The sequence below is a fragment of the Pseudomonas sp. WP18 genome (assembly GCF_036689585.1).
Taxonomy (GTDB): Bacteria; Pseudomonadota; Gammaproteobacteria; order Pseudomonadales; family Pseudomonadaceae; genus Aquipseudomonas; species Aquipseudomonas chlororaphis_E.
Genome location: NZ_CP144758.1, coordinates 1877732 through 1893605, shown reverse-complemented (window position 1 = coordinate 1893605; position 15874 = coordinate 1877732). Strand labels below are relative to the sequence as shown.

Genomic DNA, 15874 nt, shown 5'->3' with positions numbered 1-15874 from the left:
TCGAAAAGGAGAACGGTCCATGCCGGTCATCGAAACGCTGCTTGACCCTCACAGCACCGACTTCGCCCGCCACCACGCGGCCATGCTGGCGGGCGTCGAGCAACTGCGCGCGATTGAACAGGCCGTGCTGGAAAAAGCCGCCCAGGCCCAGGACACCTTCGACCAGCGCGGCCAGTTGTTGCCGCGCCAGCGCCTGAACCTGCTGCTGGACCCCGGCGCGCCGTTCCTCGAACTGGCGAGCCTGGCCGGCTACAAGCGCCATGATGACAAGGATGGCAGCCAGGCCGGCGGTGGCCTGATCGCCGGGATCGGCCATGTGTCCGGCGTGCGGGTGCTGGTGGTGGTCAACAACAGCGCGATCAAGGGCGGGACCATTTCCCCCAGCGGCTTGCAGAAAACCCTGCGCCTGCAACAGATCGCCATGGAAAACAAACTGCCGGTGGTCACCCTGGCCGAAAGCGGCGGCGCCAACCTCAACTATGCCGCGCAGATCTTTGTCGAAGGGGCGCGCTGCTTTGCCAATCAGGCACGGATGTCGGCCATGGGCCTGCCGCAGATCACCGTGGTCCATGGTTCGGCCACCGCCGGCGGGGCCTATCAGCCGGGGCTGTCGGACTACGTGGTGGTGGTGCGCGACAAGGCGCGGTTGTTCCTGGCCGGGCCGCCGCTGCTCAAGGCCGCCACGGGCGAAGTCGCCAGCGAAGAGGAACTCGGCGGTGCGCAGATGCATGCGCAAGTGGCAGGCACCGCCGAATACCTGGCGCAGGACGATGCCGACGGCATACGCCTTGCCCGGGAGATCCTCAGCTTGCTGCCCTGGAACGCGCAACTGGCGCCCTCGCCCGAACGGACCTGGGCCGAGCCGTTGTACCCCGCCGACGACCTGCTGGGGCTGGTGCCCGACGACCCGAAGAAGCCCTACGACGTGGCGGAAATCATCGCCCGCATCGCCGACGGCTCGGCGTTCCTGGCGTTCAAGCAAGCATTCGACCCGCAAACCGTTTGCGGCCATCTGCACATCCGCGGCCATGCCTGCGGCGTGATCGGCAACAACGGCCCGATCACCGCCAAGGGCGCCAGCAAGGCCGCGCAGTTCATCCAGTTGTGCGACCAGAGCCGCACGCCGCTGCTGTTCCTGCACAACACCACCGGCTTCATGGTCGGCACCGAATCGGAACGACAAGGTGTGATCAAGCATGGCGCCAAGATGATCCAGGCCGTGGCCAATGCCCGGGTGGCCAAGCTGACGGTCGTGGTGGGCGGTTCCTACGGCGCCGGCAACTACGCCATGTGCGGTCGCGGGCTGGACCCGCGCTTCATCTTCGCCTGGCCCAACAGCCGCACGGCCGTGATGGGCGGCGCCCAGGCCGGCAAGGTGCTGCGCATCGTCACCGAGGCCACGCAGATCAGGCAGGGCGTGAGCCCCGACCCGAAGATGCTGGACCTGCTCGAACAGACCACCGCGCAAAAACTCGACAGCCAGTCCAGCGCCCTCTACGGCAGCGCCCACCTGTGGGACGACGGGCTCATCGATCCGCGTGACACCCGCACGCTGCTGGGCTACCTGCTGGACATCTGCCACGAAGCCGAGCGGCGGTCGCTGCAAGCCAACAGCTTTGGCGTGGCCCGTTTCTGACCCGGTGATGGACTTGCGACCACGGAGAACAAAAAAATGATCTTCAGCCAGGAACACGAAGCACTGCGGCGTAGCGTTTGCCAGTTCGTCGAGCGCGACATCAACCCCTACGTCGACGAATGGGAGCAAGCCGGGCAGTTCCCTATCCACGAGGTCTTGCGCAAGGCCGGCGACCTGGGTTTGCTGGGCATTTCCAAGCCCGAACAGTTCGGCGGCATGGGCCTGGACTACAGCTATTCGATCGTCGCGGCCGAAGCGTTCGGGACGATTCATTGCGGCGGCGTCCCGATGTCCATCGGCGTACAGACCGACATGTGCACGCCAGCGCTGGCGCGTTTTGGCTCCGATGCGCTGCGTGAAGAGTTCCTGCGCCCGGCCATCCGTGGCGAACAGGTGGGCTGCATCGGCGTTTCCGAGATCGGCGCCGGTTCCGACGTCGCCGGGCTCAAGACCACGGCCCGCAAGGACGGCGACGATTACCTCATCAACGGCAGCAAGATGTGGATCACCAACGCCCCGAGCGCCGACTTCATGTGCCTGCTCGCCAACACCTCCGACGACAAGCCCCACCACAACAAATCCCTGATCATGGTGCCCATGCGCAGCCCCGGTATCAGCCTCGGCGAGCCCCTGGACAAACTCGGCATGCGCAGCTCGCAGACCGCCCAGGTGTTCTTCGATGACGTGCGCGTGCCGCAACGCAATCGAATCGGCCAGGAAGGCGCCGGGTTCATGATGCAGATGCTGCAGTTCCAGGAAGAACGGCTGTTCGGCGCGGCAAACATGCTCAAGGGCATGGAGCGTTGCATCGACAGCACGATCGAGTACTGCCGGGAGCGCAAGACCTTCGGCAGCGCCCTGATCGACAACCAGGTGATCCACTTTCGCCTGGCGGAACTGGCCTGCGAGGTCGAATGCCTGCGGGCGCTGGTCTACCAGGCCACCGAGCAGTACATCAACAGCCAGGACGTGACCCGGCTGGCGTCCATGGCCAAGCTCAAGGCCGGACGCCTGGCCCGGGAGGTCACCGACAGCTGCCTGCAATACTGGGGTGGCATGGGCTTCATGTGGGACAACCCGGTCGCCCGGGCCTACCGCGACGTACGGCTGGTGTCCATCGGCGCCGGGGCCGACGAGATCATGCTGGGCATCCTCTGCAAGCTCATGGGGACGTTGCCGGGCAAGCAGCACTGAAAGCGGCCCACCAGACACCGCAGAACCCAGGACAGAACCCATGCCCGTCTTCAGCAAACTGCTCATTGCCAACCGCGGCGAAATCGCCTGTCGGATCCAGCGCACCGCCCAAGCCCAGGGTTATCGCACGGTCGCGGTGTTCAGCGAAGCCGACGCCGATGCGCGACATGTGCGCATGGCCGATGAGGCCGTGCTGATCGGCCCGGCCTCGGTCCAGCAGTCCTACCTGGATCCGACGGCCATCCTCGAGGCGGCCCGGCGCACCGGCGCCGATGCGATCCACCCCGGCTACGGCTTCCTCGCCGAAAACGCCGGGTTCGCCAGGGCCTGCGCGGCGGCCGGTATCGTGTTCATCGGTCCCAGTCCCGAGGCCATCGAACGGATGGGCAACAAGCGCCGCTCGAAAATCGCCATGCTCGCCGCCGGCGTGCCTTGCATCGCGGGCTATGAAGGTGAAGCCCAGGACGACGACAGCCTGTGCCGGGAAGCCGCGCGCATCGGCTACCCGCTGATGATCAAGGCCAGCGCCGGTGGCGGTGGCCGGGGCATGCGCCTGGTGCAGCGGGCCGAGGACCTGCCTGAACAACTGCGCGTCGCTCGCGCCGAGGCGCTGCACGGGTTCGGCGACGCTGAACTGATCCTCGAACAGGCACTGCTCGACCCGCGCCACGTGGAAATCCAGATTTTCGGCGACCACCACGGTCAACTGATCCACCTCGGCGAGCGGGACTGCTCGATCCAGCGGCGCCACCAGAAAATCATCGAAGAAGCGCCCTGCCCGGTCATGACCGCCGAACTGCGCCAGGCCATGGGCAATGCGGCGCTCATGGCGGGCCGTGCGGTGGACTACGTCGGTGCCGGGACCGTGGAATTCCTCTTGGCCGCGGACGGTCGGTTCTACTTTCTGGAGATGAACACCCGCCTGCAAGTCGAACACCCGGTCACCGAACTGATCACCGGCCAGGATCTGGTGGCCTGGCAACTGGACATCGCCGCCGGCCTGCCCCTGCCGCTGCGCCAAGACCAAGTACAACTGGACGGGCATGCCATGGAGGTGCGCCTGTACGCCGAAGACCCCGCGGCGGATTTCCTGCCGCAGACCGGCCGCTTGATCGGCTGGGAGCCCCCCACGGGCGAGGGCGTGCGAATCGACCACGGTTTGCTGGAAGGCCAGGCCATCACGCCGTTCTACGACTCGATGCTGGGCAAACTGATCGCCCACGGCGCCACCCGCGAGCAAGCCCGACGCCGATTGCTGCGGGCAGTGGAAGATTGCGTACTGCTGGGCGTGCAGAGCAATCAGCGGTTGCTGGCGGCGTTGCTGGCGCATCCGCGCTTCATCGACGGCGACGTCGGCACCGGTTTCATCGAGCAGCACTTTGCCCGGCATGTCGCCCTCCAGGCATCGACGCCATCCGCCGAACAACTCGCCATCGCCACGGCCCTGTTCTATCAATGCGCCCGCGCCCGGCATGCCGCCGACCTGGGCGGCTGGCGCAACAACGCCGGCTCGGCGCTGCGTTACCGGATCGGCATGGGCGAGCGCGACTGGACCCTGGACCTGCTGGCCAGGCCCGACGGGACGCTGAGCATCCACGGCGCCGAACGCTCGGTCGAACTGAAATGGCTGGAGGTCGACCAGTCTGGCGCCGTGCTGATGCTCGATGGCCTTCGCCAACGCCATCGCTGGCGCCTCGACGGCAACGATCTGTGGTTGTTCACCCGCCCCGGTGGCCTGCCGCTGCAAGACCGGACCCGCGCCCCCATCACGCCCGCCGCCAGCGCCCCTGGCGACGGCCTGCTCAAGGCCCCCATGGACGGCGCGATCGTCGAGGTGCTGGTCAGCGAAGGCACGCGGGTTCGCCAGGGCCAGCTGTTGCTGGTGCTGGAAGCGATGAAAATGGAGCACCCCCTCAAGGCGGGCTTCGACGGAGTGGTCAGGCAATTGCAGGTCGCGCCCGGCGAACAGGTCAGGCAGCAGCAGGTTTTGTTGCGAGTCGAGACAGCGCACTAGGCGGATGCGCCGGGTTTGACTACGCTCAAAGCCATCAGCACGCCGATACCGGGAACCTTGCGATGCCTCACTGGCTGGTGATTGATCTGGAGGCCACCACCGATGAAGGCGGCTGGCCGGTAACCGAAATGGAAATTATCGAAATCGGCGCCACGCTGGTGAATCGTGACGGGCGTGAGGTCGATCATTTCCAGCGCTTCGTACGCCCCTTGAGACGTCCGCTGCTCACGTCCTTCTGTCGCGAACTGACCCACATCACCCAGGCCAACATCGACGGCGCCGCACCGCTGACCGAGGTCTGGCCGGCATTCGAACGCTGGTTGGCGCCGTATCATTCGAACCTCGAAGGCTGGGTCAGCTGGGGCGACTACGACCGCAAGCAACTGCTCCAGGAATGGCAGCACCAACACCTGCACAGCGCGCTGGGCCAGTTGCCGCACATGAACCTCAAGCAGCGCTTCGCCAAGGCCCGTCGCCTGGAACGCCCCCTGGGCCTCAATGCCGCGTTGCAACTGGCGGGCCTGCAATTCTGCGGTCAACAGCACCGCGCGCTGGAGGATGCCCGCAACACCGCGCGGCTGTTGCCATTGGTACTGCCGGGTTGAGGGGCGAGCCCGAACCCGCTCGGCAGATGACGAACACCGACGCCTTGTGCATACTGGCCGGCCTTTTTCAGCCCCTTTTTCGAGGAATCGCCCATGTTTAAAGTCAACGAGTACTTCGACGGCACCGTCAAGTCGATCGCTTTTGGCACTGCCGAAGGCCCTGCGACCATCGGCGTCATGGCACCGGGCGAATACGAATTCGGCACGGCCCAGCGGGAAATCATGCACGTCGTTTCCGGCGCCCTGACCGTAAAACTGCCAGGCAGCAGCGACTGGGAAACCTTCGCGGCGGGCAGCCAGTTCAACGTACCGGCCGACAGCAAGTTCCAGCTCAAAGTGGCCGTCGACACCGCTTACCTGTGTGAATACCGCGGCTGACCGTCAAGCAGCCACAGAGTGTCGGTATGAGAAACAAAAATGCCCGTGTCCAATGACACGGGCATTTTTTTCAAGCGCAATACTTACTCAAGCACCTCAACCGGCATGCCGACTTCCAGCCGGCCATTGCCGTCATTGACCAGGTTCTGGCCAAACATCGCGCCGTCAGGGGTCGAGCGGTATTGCTGCAAGGTCGCGAAAGGTTCGCGGTTGGGGTCGCGATCACCGGTTTGCGGATCGACCGTGGTCATGATGCAACGCGAACATGGCTTGACCAGCCGGAACTCCACGTCGCCGATACGAATGCGCTTCCAGCCATCCTCGGCAAACGCCTCGCTGCCCTCGACCACCAGGTTGGGGCGAAAGCGCAGCATTTCCAATGGACGCCCGACCCGATTGGACAGGTCCTGCAATGAGGCCTGGCCGATGAGCAGCAGCGGAAAACCGTCGGCAAACGCGACCTTGTCGTCATCCTTGCCATAACCGGCGGCAGTGGTGCGCGCCAGTTCCACCGGCACATGCACCAACCGCGTGGGGTTGCCAATGAACGCACTGACCCAGGCGGCCGCCTCGTCGCCGGCGTCCGGTACCCGCAAGGTGTCGCGCCAGATGATCACCCCGCGCAGTGACGCCTCGACCGTGGACGGCAGCGCCACGTCGAGGGTGCCATGGCCCGGTGCGCTGAGCGTCAGCCCACCGGCCTCATTCCACAAGGCCGAGAGCTGGCTCATCTTCGCCACGGCCCGCTGGGTCAGGAAACGCCCCGTGCCTTCGTCCACCAGCATCCAGCGCCGGTCACCGTCCAGCCCGAGCTTGTCCAGGCCAATCCCTTGCAGGGGCTGGCCCTTGCCGGACTTCAACGGATAACGGTACAGCGCGCTCAGCCGCAACATGCTCAACTTCCCTGGGGGCGAAAAAGTGCCACCTTATACGAGCCGACCGTTGAAGCAAACCACCCAGCGACCTCAGTCAAGCGACAGGCGTTGGCGCACCACATCCACCAGTTTGTCCGGCTGGAATTTGGAGAGGAAATTGTCGCAACCCACCTTCTTGACCATCGAGTCGTTGAAGCTGCCGGACAGCGAGGTGTGCAGCACCACATAGAGCCCACGCAACCGCGGATCGTTGCGGATCTCGGTGGTCAGGCGGTAGCCGTCCATTTCCGGCATTTCGGCGTCGGTGAAGATCATCAGCAACTTGTCGGTCATCACCTCGCCGGTGTCGGCCCAGGCCTTGAGCATGTTCAGGGCTTTCAAGCCATCGCTGGCGATGTGCATCTTCACCCCCAACTGACCCAGGGTGTCGCGCAACTGCGACAGCGCGACATTGGAGTCGTCCACCAGCAGCACTTCGCGGCCACGGGCACGCTCCAGCACCGGGTCTTCGAGTTTGTCCCGGGAGACCTTGGCGTTGTACGGCACGATTTCGGCCAGGACCTTTTCCACGTCGATGATTTCCACCAACTGATCGTCCACCTTGCTGATGGCCGTCAGGTAGTGCTCGCGTCCCGCGCTGCCCGGAGGTGGCAGGATCGCTTCCCAGTTCATGTTGACGATACGGTCGACGCCGCCCACCAGGAACGCCTGGACCGAACGGTTGTACTCGGTAACGATGATGGTGCTGTTGGCACCCGGCACCAGCGGCCGCATACCGATGGCCTGGGACAGGTCGATCACCGGCAGCGTCTGGCCCCGCAGATTGACCACGCCACAGACGAAGGGATGGCGCTGAGGCATCAGCGTCAGCTTCGGCAGTTGCAACACTTCCTGGACCTTGAACACGTTAATGGCGAACAGTTGCCGGCCCGCCAGGCGAAACATGAGAATTTCCAGGCGATTCTCACCCACCAGTTGGGTTCGTTGATCTACTGTGTCGAGAATGCCGGCCATCGATGACTCCTGGGCTTGTTCGGATGAATCCAATGAAAGGGATATCGGCTGGGTTCGCCGGATCTTGACCCCTGATAAAATACAAGCGCGGGGCATTGATGTCACATTAACATCATGCTTTACTGGCGCAGCATTTTCATCCGCTATTTTCCCCACTGCGCGACCTCGGTTTGCGCATTAGGTTCCGCTGCCTAAGGGATTCCCCTAGGCACAATCAGGTCCAACCTGATATTCCCGCTATCCAATAGCCATTAATGTGACGCCATTCTCATTGCTGAACGGAGTCAGGCTTCTGTGCGCGACCCCAGGACATCGGATTCCGGCCTTGTAGCCGAGCCCACCCGTGCAATCGTTTGCGGGTTCGTCGCCGTTGATCGGCCCGGACCTCATGCCGCGCGCGTGTCCGTCGTCGACCTTGAGATCCAGCCGTTCGCTGTACACGGTTTTCTTTCGCCTGACATGATGTTGTGGAGATAAGCATGCCGAATGATCGCAGGAACTGGAATGAGCGCCTGCCCGAACTCCTGGTCGAGGCCGAGACGCTGTTGGCCAAGTCGGAAGAGTGCCTGAGCCATTTGCAATTGATCAGCAATGACAGGGATGCGATCGACTGCATGCTCAGTACCTTGCTGAAACTGGCAGGCAAGGCCAATGCCCTCGCCCTGGAAGCCCTTTCGGAATTCTCGCTGCACATCCATGGCCTGCTCAGCCATGCGCAGAACCACATGGAACTGCATGACCAGGCCCTGTGCGCCTTGAAGGACTGCTTCACCCTGATGGCCTGGCAACTGGAACTGGTCGACCACACCACCGGCACGCTGGGCCTGGATCGCAGCGAACAGACCTCGCTGATCGAAGCCTTTGCCTTCCAGGTTGGTCAGAGCCCCTGCGAGGCGCTGGCTGCCTCACGCCCACTGGCCTTGGTGCATTACGCCCAGAAACAAGCCTGACTTCGATGCCGACGGCGCGATGCCGAGCGCGACCAACGTTGCGCGAAGTGGTAGTATCTCTCGCGTCAGTCGCTTCACGACCGCGCCGTCATGGCCGCCCACCGAAGCGGCCCTCGACCTGAAACGTTTACCCAACCCGGCCTGTCAGATGCGCTGACCGGCCAGCCCGCAGCGAACATCATTGGCTCCATCCGCTATGTACGCCAGCCTCAAGTCATTCATCACCTGGCCTCCCTCCCGAGAAAATGCCCGCCGCTTCACATTGTTGTTGTGCGTCTGCTCTGCCTTGGGCTGCCTGCTGACCTACCTGTTCGCCCATACATTGCCGCTGAGCGTGGTGGTGCTGAACCTGGTGGCCGTGGCCTGTGTCTGGATCGGCCATCGACTGTCGCGCAAATCCATCAAGCTGCAGCCCCAGGAACTGGCCGACCGCTTGCTTGAAGTCCAGGAAAACGAACGCCATCGACTCAGCCGCGAATTGCACGACGACATCGGCCAACTGCTGACCGCCGCGAAACTGCAAAGCGAATGGCTCAAGCAGCGGATGCCGGAAGAGTTGCAGGGCCAGTGCGCCATCCTCTGCGACACCCTCAACGAGACCCTCGACAAGGTCCGCGACGTGTCAGCGATCCTCAACCCCAGGCAGTTGGCCAGCCTGGGACTGGAAGCCAGCCTGCGGGCGCACCTGCTCAAGACGCTGGCCAATGCGCCGGTGAAATGGAGCCTCGATTGCCAACAGCGCATGACCGGCATTCCCGAAGAAATGTCGGTCGCCGTGTTCCGGATCACCCAGGAAGCGGTCACCAACATCCTGCGCCATTCCCGCGCGACCAACCTGCTGGTGCGCCTGCAACGCCTACCGGATGGCCTCACCCTGCTGATCAGCGACGATGGCCAGGGGTTCGCCCCGGCCACCCACCCTGGCCGCGAAGGCCAACGCGGCATGGCCGGCATGTCGGAGCGGGTCGAGCAACTGGGCGGCACGCTCGAGGTCACCAGCGAGGCCGGCAAAGGCACTCACATTGAAGCACGCTTCCCCTGGGCGCCCCGCGCCCTGGAACGGGCCAGCAAGAATAAGGTTCTCCATTGATCTGTAATTTGCTTCTGGTCGATGACCACTCCCTGATCAGGGCCGGCGTACGAGCCCTGGTCATGGATATCCCAGGCTACGCGGTCATCGGCGAAGCCAGCGACGGCAAGCAGTTGGTGGAGCTGGTGGAACGGCTCGAGCCCGACATCGTGTTGCTGGACATCTCCATGAAGGACACCGGCGGCCTGGAAGCCTTGCAGCAACTCAAGCGGGTGCGCCCCCACAGCAAGGTACTGATCCTGTCCATGCACACGGATCCGGCGCTGATCATGCAGGCGCTGGAATGCGGCGCCCACGGCTACCTGCTCAAGGACACCACCGTCAATGAGCTGAAACATGCCCTGGAAGCGCTGCGCAAGAACGAGCGTTACCTGAGCCCGGCCATCGCCCATACCGTGATCAACCAGGCGCTGACCCGCGTCCAGAAACGTCAGCCCGAACCTGCCCAGACCCATAACCTGACCGCGCGCCAGCTGGAAATACTGCGGTTGATCGTGCGCGGCAAGTCCACCCGGGAAATCGCCAACGGCCTGAGCCTGAGCATCAAGACCGTGGAAACCCACCGGGCGCAGATCATGAAGCGCCTGCAGATCCATGACGTCGCCGGCCTGGTGTTGTTCGCGGTACGCGAGCAGATCATCAGCCTGGACGATTGAGTGCCGTCGAGCCTCCCAGCAGCGGCGAATCGGTCGGCAGGTGCACGCGCAGCGCCTTCGGGCGCACCGTGAAACGCAGCGTGTCGACCTGCAATGGCTCACCGTCCAGGTTCATGTCCAGGCCCTGGGCGACCTTGATCTCCACCCAGGGCAAGCGGGCGCGCACGAACATGTTGTCGATGCCCAGCCCGCCCGCCAGCAAGTCCTTCAACGTGCCGACCACCTCCTGGGGCGCCGGCAAGATGCTGATATCCAGCAGCCCATCGTCCGCCAACGCCTCGGGGCACAGTACATGCCCTCCTCCCGCTTGCCGGCCGTTGCCGATGCCCAGCGCCAACAGATCCCCCGCCCAATGGAAATCAGGCCCCTGCAGCTCGCCATAGGCGGCGCTCAGCTCACTGAATCGCGACAGGCCGGTGAACAGGTAGGCGGCGCCTCCGAGGACCTTCTTGAGGTCTTCGGACGTGTTGGCGGTAACCTGGCTGCCGAAGCCGCCCGTGGCCATGTTCAGGAACATCCGCCCGCCGACCTCGCCCAGGTCAACGGGCTGGGCCGCCACGTCCAGCAAGTCCAGGGCCTGTTCCGGTTCCAGCGGCACACCGGCGGCGCGGGCAAAGTCATTGGCGGTGCCCAGCGGCATCAGCACCAGGCTGGCATCGCCGGGATTGAGGGCCATCGCCTCGGCGATATCGCGCAAGGTTCCATCACCGCCGCCGGCAATCAATTGCTCGTAGCCCGCCGCCAGGGCTTCCTCGACGCATCGTCGGGCGTCCCCGGCCTCCCAGGTCAACCGCACCGCCAGGTCCCACCCCTGCTCGCGCTTGAGCATCACGGCCGCGCGAACCTCTTCGTTGAGCGCTTGCTTGCCATGCAAAATCAACAGCGCCTTGCCCTTGCTCATCGTCGTCTCCGTCATTGGAAGGTTCAGCAAATGGGACCACTCATTGCGCCGAAAAAGCCCGGCCTGGCTCAATTTAATGGAAAAATCGCAAACGACTGCCCAAGCGAACCCCATGCACAGGGGTGGCCCGACCGATACTTCTGCATTCGAAGAGTTTTCTTACAAGACCCGGCGAATCAGCTCAATTGACCCTCCAGCGCTATTGAGACAACTTGGCATTCTGTTTTGCCAGACCGGTAAAACGCTCATCACCACACAAGGAAGTGCCAGACCATGAATAGATACGTCACGGCCCGTCGGGGCCGGATCAAGGGTTCTGAACGTAATGGCCAAGGGGATGAACCGTCCCATGCATAGCCGTGAATACAAGCTGTCGCCCCCACAGCTCGCGTCTTTTGGGAGCGGACGGGCCGACCCTCAAAACGATTGCAAGCATTGCAGTCATCCCGCTGGAGGAGTTGATTTGGAACCGCGCGTCGTTGAACTGGAAACCCACCTCAAGTACATCCGCAAAGACATGGATGAGATTCGCACCGACGTCAGGGTGATCCGCCACAGGCTGGCCTACTCGGCTGGCGCGGCGGCGGTGGTCCTCGGTCTGTTGGGCTGGGTGGCCAACAGTCGCTTCGACCAACTGGTGGGACTGCTCACGGGATAATGGCCATGCAAGCGAGGGTCCGGGTATCCGCCCCGGGCCCCACGACACTGCACGGCGCTAGCCGAGGACTTCGCTCAGGGGGATGAAACCCACTTCGTCGCCTTCGACCAGGGTCTGCCCTTCCAGCACCTCGACCAGCCCTTCGGCCCAGGCCGCGCTGCGCAGGACACCGGAGCTCTGGTTGCGATAGATGATCGCGCGACCATTCTCCATTCGGCCTCGCAAGTACTCCCGTCGGCTGCCCGCCTTCGGCCAGGCGAAACCGGCCGGCACCTTGAACTTGAGCGGCATCACCGACTCGACACCCTGGCGCCTGAGCAGATAAGGCCGTGCCAACAGCGCGAACGTCACCAGAGTCGAAGCCGGGTTCCCAGGCAGGCCGATCACCGGCACGCCACGGTAGTGCCCGAACGTGAGCGGTTTCCCAGGCTTGATGGCAAGCTTCCAAAGCGCCAGCTCACCGTCCTCGCGCAAGGCAATGCCCAGGAAGTCCGCCTCTCCCACCGATACGCCACCGGTGGACAGGATCAGGTCGACATCCGACAACTGCGCCAGGCGTTCACGGGTGGTCGGCAAGTCGTCGGGCAGGATACCCGCGTCGACCACCTCACAGCCCAGACCTCGCAGCCAGCCACACAGCAGCACGCGGTTACTGTTGTAGATCTGGCCCGGCCCCAGTGGCTCGCCCGGCTCGACCAGCTCGTCGCCGGTTGACAGGACAGCCACACGGACCTTGCGCACCACCTCCAGCGATGCGCACCCCAGGGATGCCGCCAACCCCAGTTCGACCGGCCCCAGGCGCGTACCCGCCGTAAGAACCTGCTCACCGACGGTGGTTTCCTGCCCCTGAGGGCGGATGTTCTGGCCAATGACCATGGGCTCGGTGAAGCGAACGCGCTCGTCAGCTTCGACCACGGCATTTTCCTGCATCTCGACGCAATCCGCGCCCGCAGGAACAGGCGCCCCGGTGAAGATTCGCGCACAGGTTCCGGCCGCCAGCGGCGCCGGGGCCTGACCGGCAAAAACCCGCTGGCTGACCACCAACGGCTCGTCTTTGCAGTCCGCCAGCCGCAAGGCATAGCCGTCCATGGCGCTGTTGGGCCATGGCGGCAAATCAAGGGTCGACACCAGGTCCTGCGCGAGCACCCTTCCCTGTGCCGCAGCCAACGGCAATGTTTCGCGCTCGACGATCGGCGCGGCTGCCGCCATGTCGAGCAAGCGCTGCAACGCCACTTCGACAGCCATCAAGGCCCCGGCCTTGCCCGGTTTACCCACGGGATTCACACGGCGCCGCCTGTTTCAGATGAGGCACGAAATTACAGGGTCGGTGCCGTGCATCCAGTTGTTCAGCCAGGATCCCATCCCAACCGGTACGCACCGCGTTGGTGGAACCCGGCAGGCAACACACCAGCGTGCCATTGGCCAGGCCGGCCAGGGCCCGCGACTGGACGGTGGAGGTGCCGATGTCCGCCACGGAGATCTGCCGGAACAACTCGCCGAAGCCATCGACCTGCTTGTCCAGCAGGCACGTCACCGCTTCAGGGGTGCTGTCGCGCCCCGTGAACCCGGTGCCGCCGGTGATCAGCACCACCTGCACCACGTCCTCGGCGATCCAGGTCGCGACTTGCGCGCGGATCTTGTACAAATCATCTTTGAGCAGGACCCGCGCCGCCAGGTTGTGGCCGGCCGCCATCAACCGATCGACAAAGACCTGCCCGGAGGTATCGGTTTCCAGGGTACGGGTATCACTGACTGTCAGCACCGCGATATTGAGCGGCACGAAAGGTACATCAGCCTTGGCTTTCATAGGCTCGTCCAGTTGTAGGGGAAACAGGCCGGTGTTATATCACAGCGCTTCATTTATTCGCCCGTGCGGAGACACAACATGACCAACACGCCCCTGCCCCCCTGCTCGATCCTGCTGCTGGCAGGCGGACGCGGCCAACGCATGGGCGGCCAGGACAAGGGCCTCCTGGAGTGGCAAGGCGAGCCATTGATTGCCCATCTCCACCGCCAGACCCGCGCGATAAGCGACGACCTGATCATTTCGTGCAACCGCAATCCGGCACGCTACGCGGTGTACGCCGACCAACTGGTGCATGACGACGAGGGTGACTTTCCCGGCCCGCTGGCAGGCATCCGCGCCGGCCTCAAGGTGGCCCGACACGCACAGTTGCTGGTGCTGCCGTGTGATGTGCCGCAAATCGATGCCAGCCTGCTCGACAGCATGCGCCGGGCGGCCAGCCAGCACCCAGACAAACCGCTGATGGTGCGGCACGGCGAGCATTGGGAACCGCTGCTGTGCGTCATCCCACTGACATTGGCCGACACCTTCGAGAAGGCCTGGCACGACGGCGAACGCAGCCCCGGCCGGATCATGCGCACGCTGCACGCCGTTGCCTTGCAATGCCCCGCCGACGACCCGCGACTGGCCAACCTGAACACGCCGGAATTACTGACCCGTTACAAAGGCGTGTCAGATTGACACTAGCCAGGAACTTGCGCGCGTTGTATACGTCTGAGGGTTAGTAACTTGAAGAATCCATTTCGGAGAAACACCATGACTCAACGGACCCTCGCCACTTTCATGCTTGCTCTGGGCCTCGCCACCCTCGCCGGTTGCGCCTCGCCAACAGTGATCACCTTGAATGACGGTCGCGAAATCCAGGCCGTCGACACACCCAAGTACGACGAAGAAAGCGGCTTCTATGAATTCGAGCAACTGGATGGCAAGCAAACCCGCGTGAACAAGGATCAGGTTCGTACCGTCAAGGATCTGTAATCTTCGACGCTGGCGTCTGCTGTGAAATAGCGGCGCATTGCTGTTGACCAAAAAAACCGGCGCCTGCCTTTTTTCAAAGGCAAGCGCCGTTTTTTTTATGGGACCGTTCTAGAGAAAGCAGCCGTGGTGAACGGAAAAGTTTCGATCAGGGCAACTTAGCCTGTGACCAGAGCCCCGCCTCAGCTCACCACTGCAACGTAATACGGCTCTCGAACACCCGCTCCTGACCACTCAGCGGGTCGTTAAAACGCAGCCCCTGCGCCAGCAGCTTGAGCGGGTTGGCGTAATCGTCCTCCACATCCCGCAGCACGTCGGGGTAGAAGGGATCGTTGCAGATACCCGCCCCAAGGGCATTCATGTGCACCCGCAACTGGTGCTTCTTGCCCGTGACCGGAGACAGGCCATAGCGCCACAGCTCGCCGTTTCGCTCCAGGACTTCGATGGCCGTTTCAGTATTCGGCTCGCCCGGCCCCTCACACATCCGAAAGAACGGCTCGCCATCGATCATTCGGCTTTTATGCACGCGGGGAAAGCTCAACCCAGGCAGCGCCGGGGCAATGGCCTGGTAGTGCTTTTCGATCTGCCGGGTGGGGAACAACGCTTGATACGCCGAACGACTGTCGGGGTTAGCGGAAAACAGCACCAGGCCGGCAGTGTGTCGATCGATTCGGTGCAACGGCACCAGGTGGGGATTGTCCAGGCGTCGGATCAGCCGCCGCAACAAGGTTTGCTCGACATATTCGCCCGCCGGCGTGACCGGCAGGAAATGTGGTTTGTCTGCCACCACCAGGTGTTCGTCGGCGTACAGGATCGACTCCACCACTGGGATCGGCTTCTCGTCGGGCACTTCACGGAAATAGTGGATGCGCAGGCCCTCACGGTAAGGCAGGTCGGCACGGATCGCGTTGCCCTCCCCGTCCAGCACCCGCCCGCGAGCGATCCGGTCCAGCCATTGCTCGCGGCTGATGGCCTTGAAATGTTCGCACAGGCACTCCAGCACCGTCGGCCAGGAGCCCGGGGGCAGGTACAACGTGCTGGCCTGATGGTGTGCAGCGGAAAATGATGAAACCATGAAAAACTCTTGAGCCTTTTCGCAGAGCGGTATTATCCGCCAGTCGCGC

Annotated in this window: 17 protein-coding genes; 11 read left to right on the top strand and 6 right to left on the bottom strand. The window is 63.5% G+C overall.

The window, feature by feature from the left end:
• The first annotated feature begins 19 nt into the window (after nt 1-19).
• The 5 genes from V5F23_RS08390 to V5F23_RS08370 all read left to right on the top strand — a co-directional run bounded on the left by V5F23_RS08390 (nt 20) and on the right by V5F23_RS08370 (nt 5827).
• Nucleotides 20-1636 carry an acyl-CoA carboxylase subunit beta gene (locus V5F23_RS08390; RefSeq protein ID WP_042730764.1) on the top strand — a complete coding sequence of 539 codons (1617 nt, stop codon included), beginning with the start codon at nt 20-22 and terminating at the stop codon, nt 1634-1636.
• Between the two features lie 36 nt (nt 1637-1672).
• Entirely contained in the window at nt 1673-2830 is a 1158-nt protein-coding gene (atuD, locus tag V5F23_RS08385; protein WP_042730763.1) for a citronellyl-CoA dehydrogenase, read from the top strand.
• 40 nt (nt 2831-2870) lie between these two features.
• On the top strand, nt 2871-4844 hold the full coding sequence (locus V5F23_RS08380) for an acetyl/propionyl/methylcrotonyl-CoA carboxylase subunit alpha (protein WP_338497994.1): 1974 nt from the start codon (nt 2871-2873) through the stop codon (nt 4842-4844).
• 62 nt (nt 4845-4906) lie between these two features.
• Complete coding sequence (locus V5F23_RS08375) at nt 4907-5449, top strand: exonuclease domain-containing protein (RefSeq protein ID WP_338497991.1); 543 nt, start codon at nt 4907-4909, stop codon at nt 5447-5449.
• A gap of 93 nt (nt 5450-5542) precedes the next feature.
• Entirely contained in the window at nt 5543-5827 is a 285-nt protein-coding gene (locus V5F23_RS08370) for a pyrimidine/purine nucleoside phosphorylase (RefSeq protein WP_042730760.1), read from the top strand.
• Nucleotides 5828-5910: 83 nt separating this feature from the next.
• Here V5F23_RS08370 and V5F23_RS08365 read toward each other — a convergent pair whose 3' ends face one another.
• Both V5F23_RS08365 and V5F23_RS08360 read right to left on the bottom strand, forming a co-directional pair.
• Nucleotides 5911-6720, bottom strand: a complete 810-nt coding sequence (locus tag V5F23_RS08365; protein WP_338497989.1) for an MOSC domain-containing protein — start codon at nt 6718-6720, stop codon at nt 5911-5913.
• A 72-nt stretch (nt 6721-6792) separates the two neighbouring features.
• Nucleotides 6793-7716: a chemotaxis protein CheV gene (locus V5F23_RS08360; RefSeq protein WP_042730758.1), complete on the bottom strand. Its 924-nt coding sequence runs from the start codon at nt 7714-7716 to the stop codon at nt 6793-6795.
• A gap of 479 nt (nt 7717-8195) precedes the next feature.
• Between V5F23_RS08360 and V5F23_RS08355 the strand changes: the two genes are divergently transcribed.
• The 3 genes from V5F23_RS08355 (at nt 8196) to V5F23_RS08345 (ending at nt 10412) form a co-directional block, all read left to right on the top strand.
• The gene (locus V5F23_RS08355) at nt 8196-8666 is read left to right on the top strand and encodes a hypothetical protein (protein ID WP_042730757.1); all 471 of its coding nucleotides are present in this window, start codon (nt 8196-8198) and stop codon (nt 8664-8666) included.
• Nucleotides 8667-8862: 196 nt separating this feature from the next.
• Nucleotides 8863-9756, top strand: a complete 894-nt coding sequence (locus V5F23_RS08350) for a sensor histidine kinase (protein WP_338498874.1) — start codon at nt 8863-8865, stop codon at nt 9754-9756.
• Nucleotides 9753-10412, top strand: coding sequence for a response regulator transcription factor (locus tag V5F23_RS08345; RefSeq protein WP_042730755.1), 660 nt, complete (start codon nt 9753-9755; stop codon nt 10410-10412). The genes V5F23_RS08350 and V5F23_RS08345 overlap by 4 nt, the downstream gene beginning before the upstream one ends.
• Here the strand turns inward: V5F23_RS08345 and yegS are convergent.
• Nucleotides 10396-11313 carry a lipid kinase YegS gene (gene yegS / locus V5F23_RS08340; protein WP_042730754.1) on the bottom strand — a complete coding sequence of 306 codons (918 nt, stop codon included), beginning with the start codon at nt 11311-11313 and terminating at the stop codon, nt 10396-10398. The genes V5F23_RS08345 and yegS overlap by 17 nt on opposite strands.
• A gap of 349 nt (nt 11314-11662) precedes the next feature.
• Here yegS and V5F23_RS08335 point away from each other — a divergent pair, with 349 nt between their 5' ends.
• Nucleotides 11663-11971: a hypothetical protein gene (locus tag V5F23_RS08335; RefSeq protein ID WP_237614164.1), complete on the top strand. Its 309-nt coding sequence runs from the start codon at nt 11663-11665 to the stop codon at nt 11969-11971.
• 57 nt (nt 11972-12028) lie between these two features.
• On the opposite strand, the gene glp is transcribed toward V5F23_RS08335, so the two are convergent.
• Together glp and moaB are read right to left on the bottom strand one after the other, a co-directional pair.
• Nucleotides 12029-13255: a gephyrin-like molybdotransferase Glp gene (glp, locus tag V5F23_RS08330; RefSeq protein ID WP_338497986.1), complete on the bottom strand. Its 1227-nt coding sequence runs from the start codon at nt 13253-13255 to the stop codon at nt 12029-12031.
• On the bottom strand, nt 13239-13778 hold the full coding sequence (moaB, locus tag V5F23_RS08325) for a molybdenum cofactor biosynthesis protein B (RefSeq protein ID WP_042731691.1): 540 nt from the start codon (nt 13776-13778) through the stop codon (nt 13239-13241). The genes glp and moaB overlap by 17 nt, the downstream gene beginning before the upstream one ends.
• 78 nt (nt 13779-13856) lie before the next feature.
• On the opposite strand from moaB, the gene mobA reads away from it, so the two are divergent.
• Both mobA and V5F23_RS08315 read left to right on the top strand, forming a co-directional pair.
• On the top strand, nt 13857-14456 hold the full coding sequence (mobA, locus tag V5F23_RS08320; RefSeq protein ID WP_338497983.1) for a molybdenum cofactor guanylyltransferase MobA: 600 nt from the start codon (nt 13857-13859) through the stop codon (nt 14454-14456).
• A 75-nt stretch (nt 14457-14531) separates the two neighbouring features.
• Nucleotides 14532-14753: a YgdI/YgdR family lipoprotein gene (locus V5F23_RS08315; RefSeq protein WP_003183689.1), complete on the top strand. Its 222-nt coding sequence runs from the start codon at nt 14532-14534 to the stop codon at nt 14751-14753.
• Between the two features lie 184 nt (nt 14754-14937).
• Here the strand turns inward: V5F23_RS08315 and V5F23_RS08310 are convergent, their stop codons facing one another.
• Nucleotides 14938-15825: a pseudouridine synthase gene (locus tag V5F23_RS08310; RefSeq protein WP_047737488.1), complete on the bottom strand. Its 888-nt coding sequence runs from the start codon at nt 15823-15825 to the stop codon at nt 14938-14940.
• Between the last annotated feature and the right edge of the window lie 49 nt (nt 15826-15874).

What these genes read in the sequence shown, in the direction of transcription:
- V5F23_RS08370 (WP_042730760.1), top strand. Translation starts at nt 5,543, where the DNA reads ATGTTTAAAGTCAACGAGTACTTCGACGGCACCGTCAAGTCGATCGCT.
- V5F23_RS08375 (WP_338497991.1), top strand. Translation starts at nt 4,907, where the DNA reads ATGCCTCACTGGCTGGTGATTGATCTGGAGGCCACCACCGATGAAGGC.
- V5F23_RS08380 (WP_338497994.1), top strand. Translation starts at nt 2,871, where the DNA reads ATGCCCGTCTTCAGCAAACTGCTCATTGCCAACCGCGGCGAAATCGCC.
- moaB (WP_042731691.1), bottom strand. Translation starts at nt 13,778, where the DNA reads ATGAAAGCCAAGGCTGATGTACCTTTCGTGCCGCTCAATATCGCGGTG.
- mobA (WP_338497983.1), top strand. Translation starts at nt 13,857, where the DNA reads ATGACCAACACGCCCCTGCCCCCCTGCTCGATCCTGCTGCTGGCAGGC.
- V5F23_RS08350 (WP_338498874.1), top strand. Translation starts at nt 8,863, where the DNA reads ATGTACGCCAGCCTCAAGTCATTCATCACCTGGCCTCCCTCCCGAGAA.
- V5F23_RS08390 (WP_042730764.1), top strand. Translation starts at nt 20, where the DNA reads ATGCCGGTCATCGAAACGCTGCTTGACCCTCACAGCACCGACTTCGCC.
- V5F23_RS08365 (WP_338497989.1), bottom strand. Translation starts at nt 6,720, where the DNA reads ATGTTGCGGCTGAGCGCGCTGTACCGTTATCCGTTGAAGTCCGGCAAG.
- V5F23_RS08335 (WP_237614164.1), top strand. Translation starts at nt 11,663, where the DNA reads ATGCATAGCCGTGAATACAAGCTGTCGCCCCCACAGCTCGCGTCTTTT.
- atuD (WP_042730763.1), top strand. Translation starts at nt 1,673, where the DNA reads ATGATCTTCAGCCAGGAACACGAAGCACTGCGGCGTAGCGTTTGCCAG.
- V5F23_RS08315 (WP_003183689.1), top strand. Translation starts at nt 14,532, where the DNA reads ATGACTCAACGGACCCTCGCCACTTTCATGCTTGCTCTGGGCCTCGCC.
- yegS (WP_042730754.1), bottom strand. Translation starts at nt 11,313, where the DNA reads ATGAGCAAGGGCAAGGCGCTGTTGATTTTGCATGGCAAGCAAGCGCTC.
- V5F23_RS08355 (WP_042730757.1), top strand. Translation starts at nt 8,196, where the DNA reads ATGCCGAATGATCGCAGGAACTGGAATGAGCGCCTGCCCGAACTCCTG.
- V5F23_RS08310 (WP_047737488.1), bottom strand. Translation starts at nt 15,825, where the DNA reads ATGGTTTCATCATTTTCCGCTGCACACCATCAGGCCAGCACGTTGTAC.
- V5F23_RS08360 (WP_042730758.1), bottom strand. Translation starts at nt 7,716, where the DNA reads ATGGCCGGCATTCTCGACACAGTAGATCAACGAACCCAACTGGTGGGT.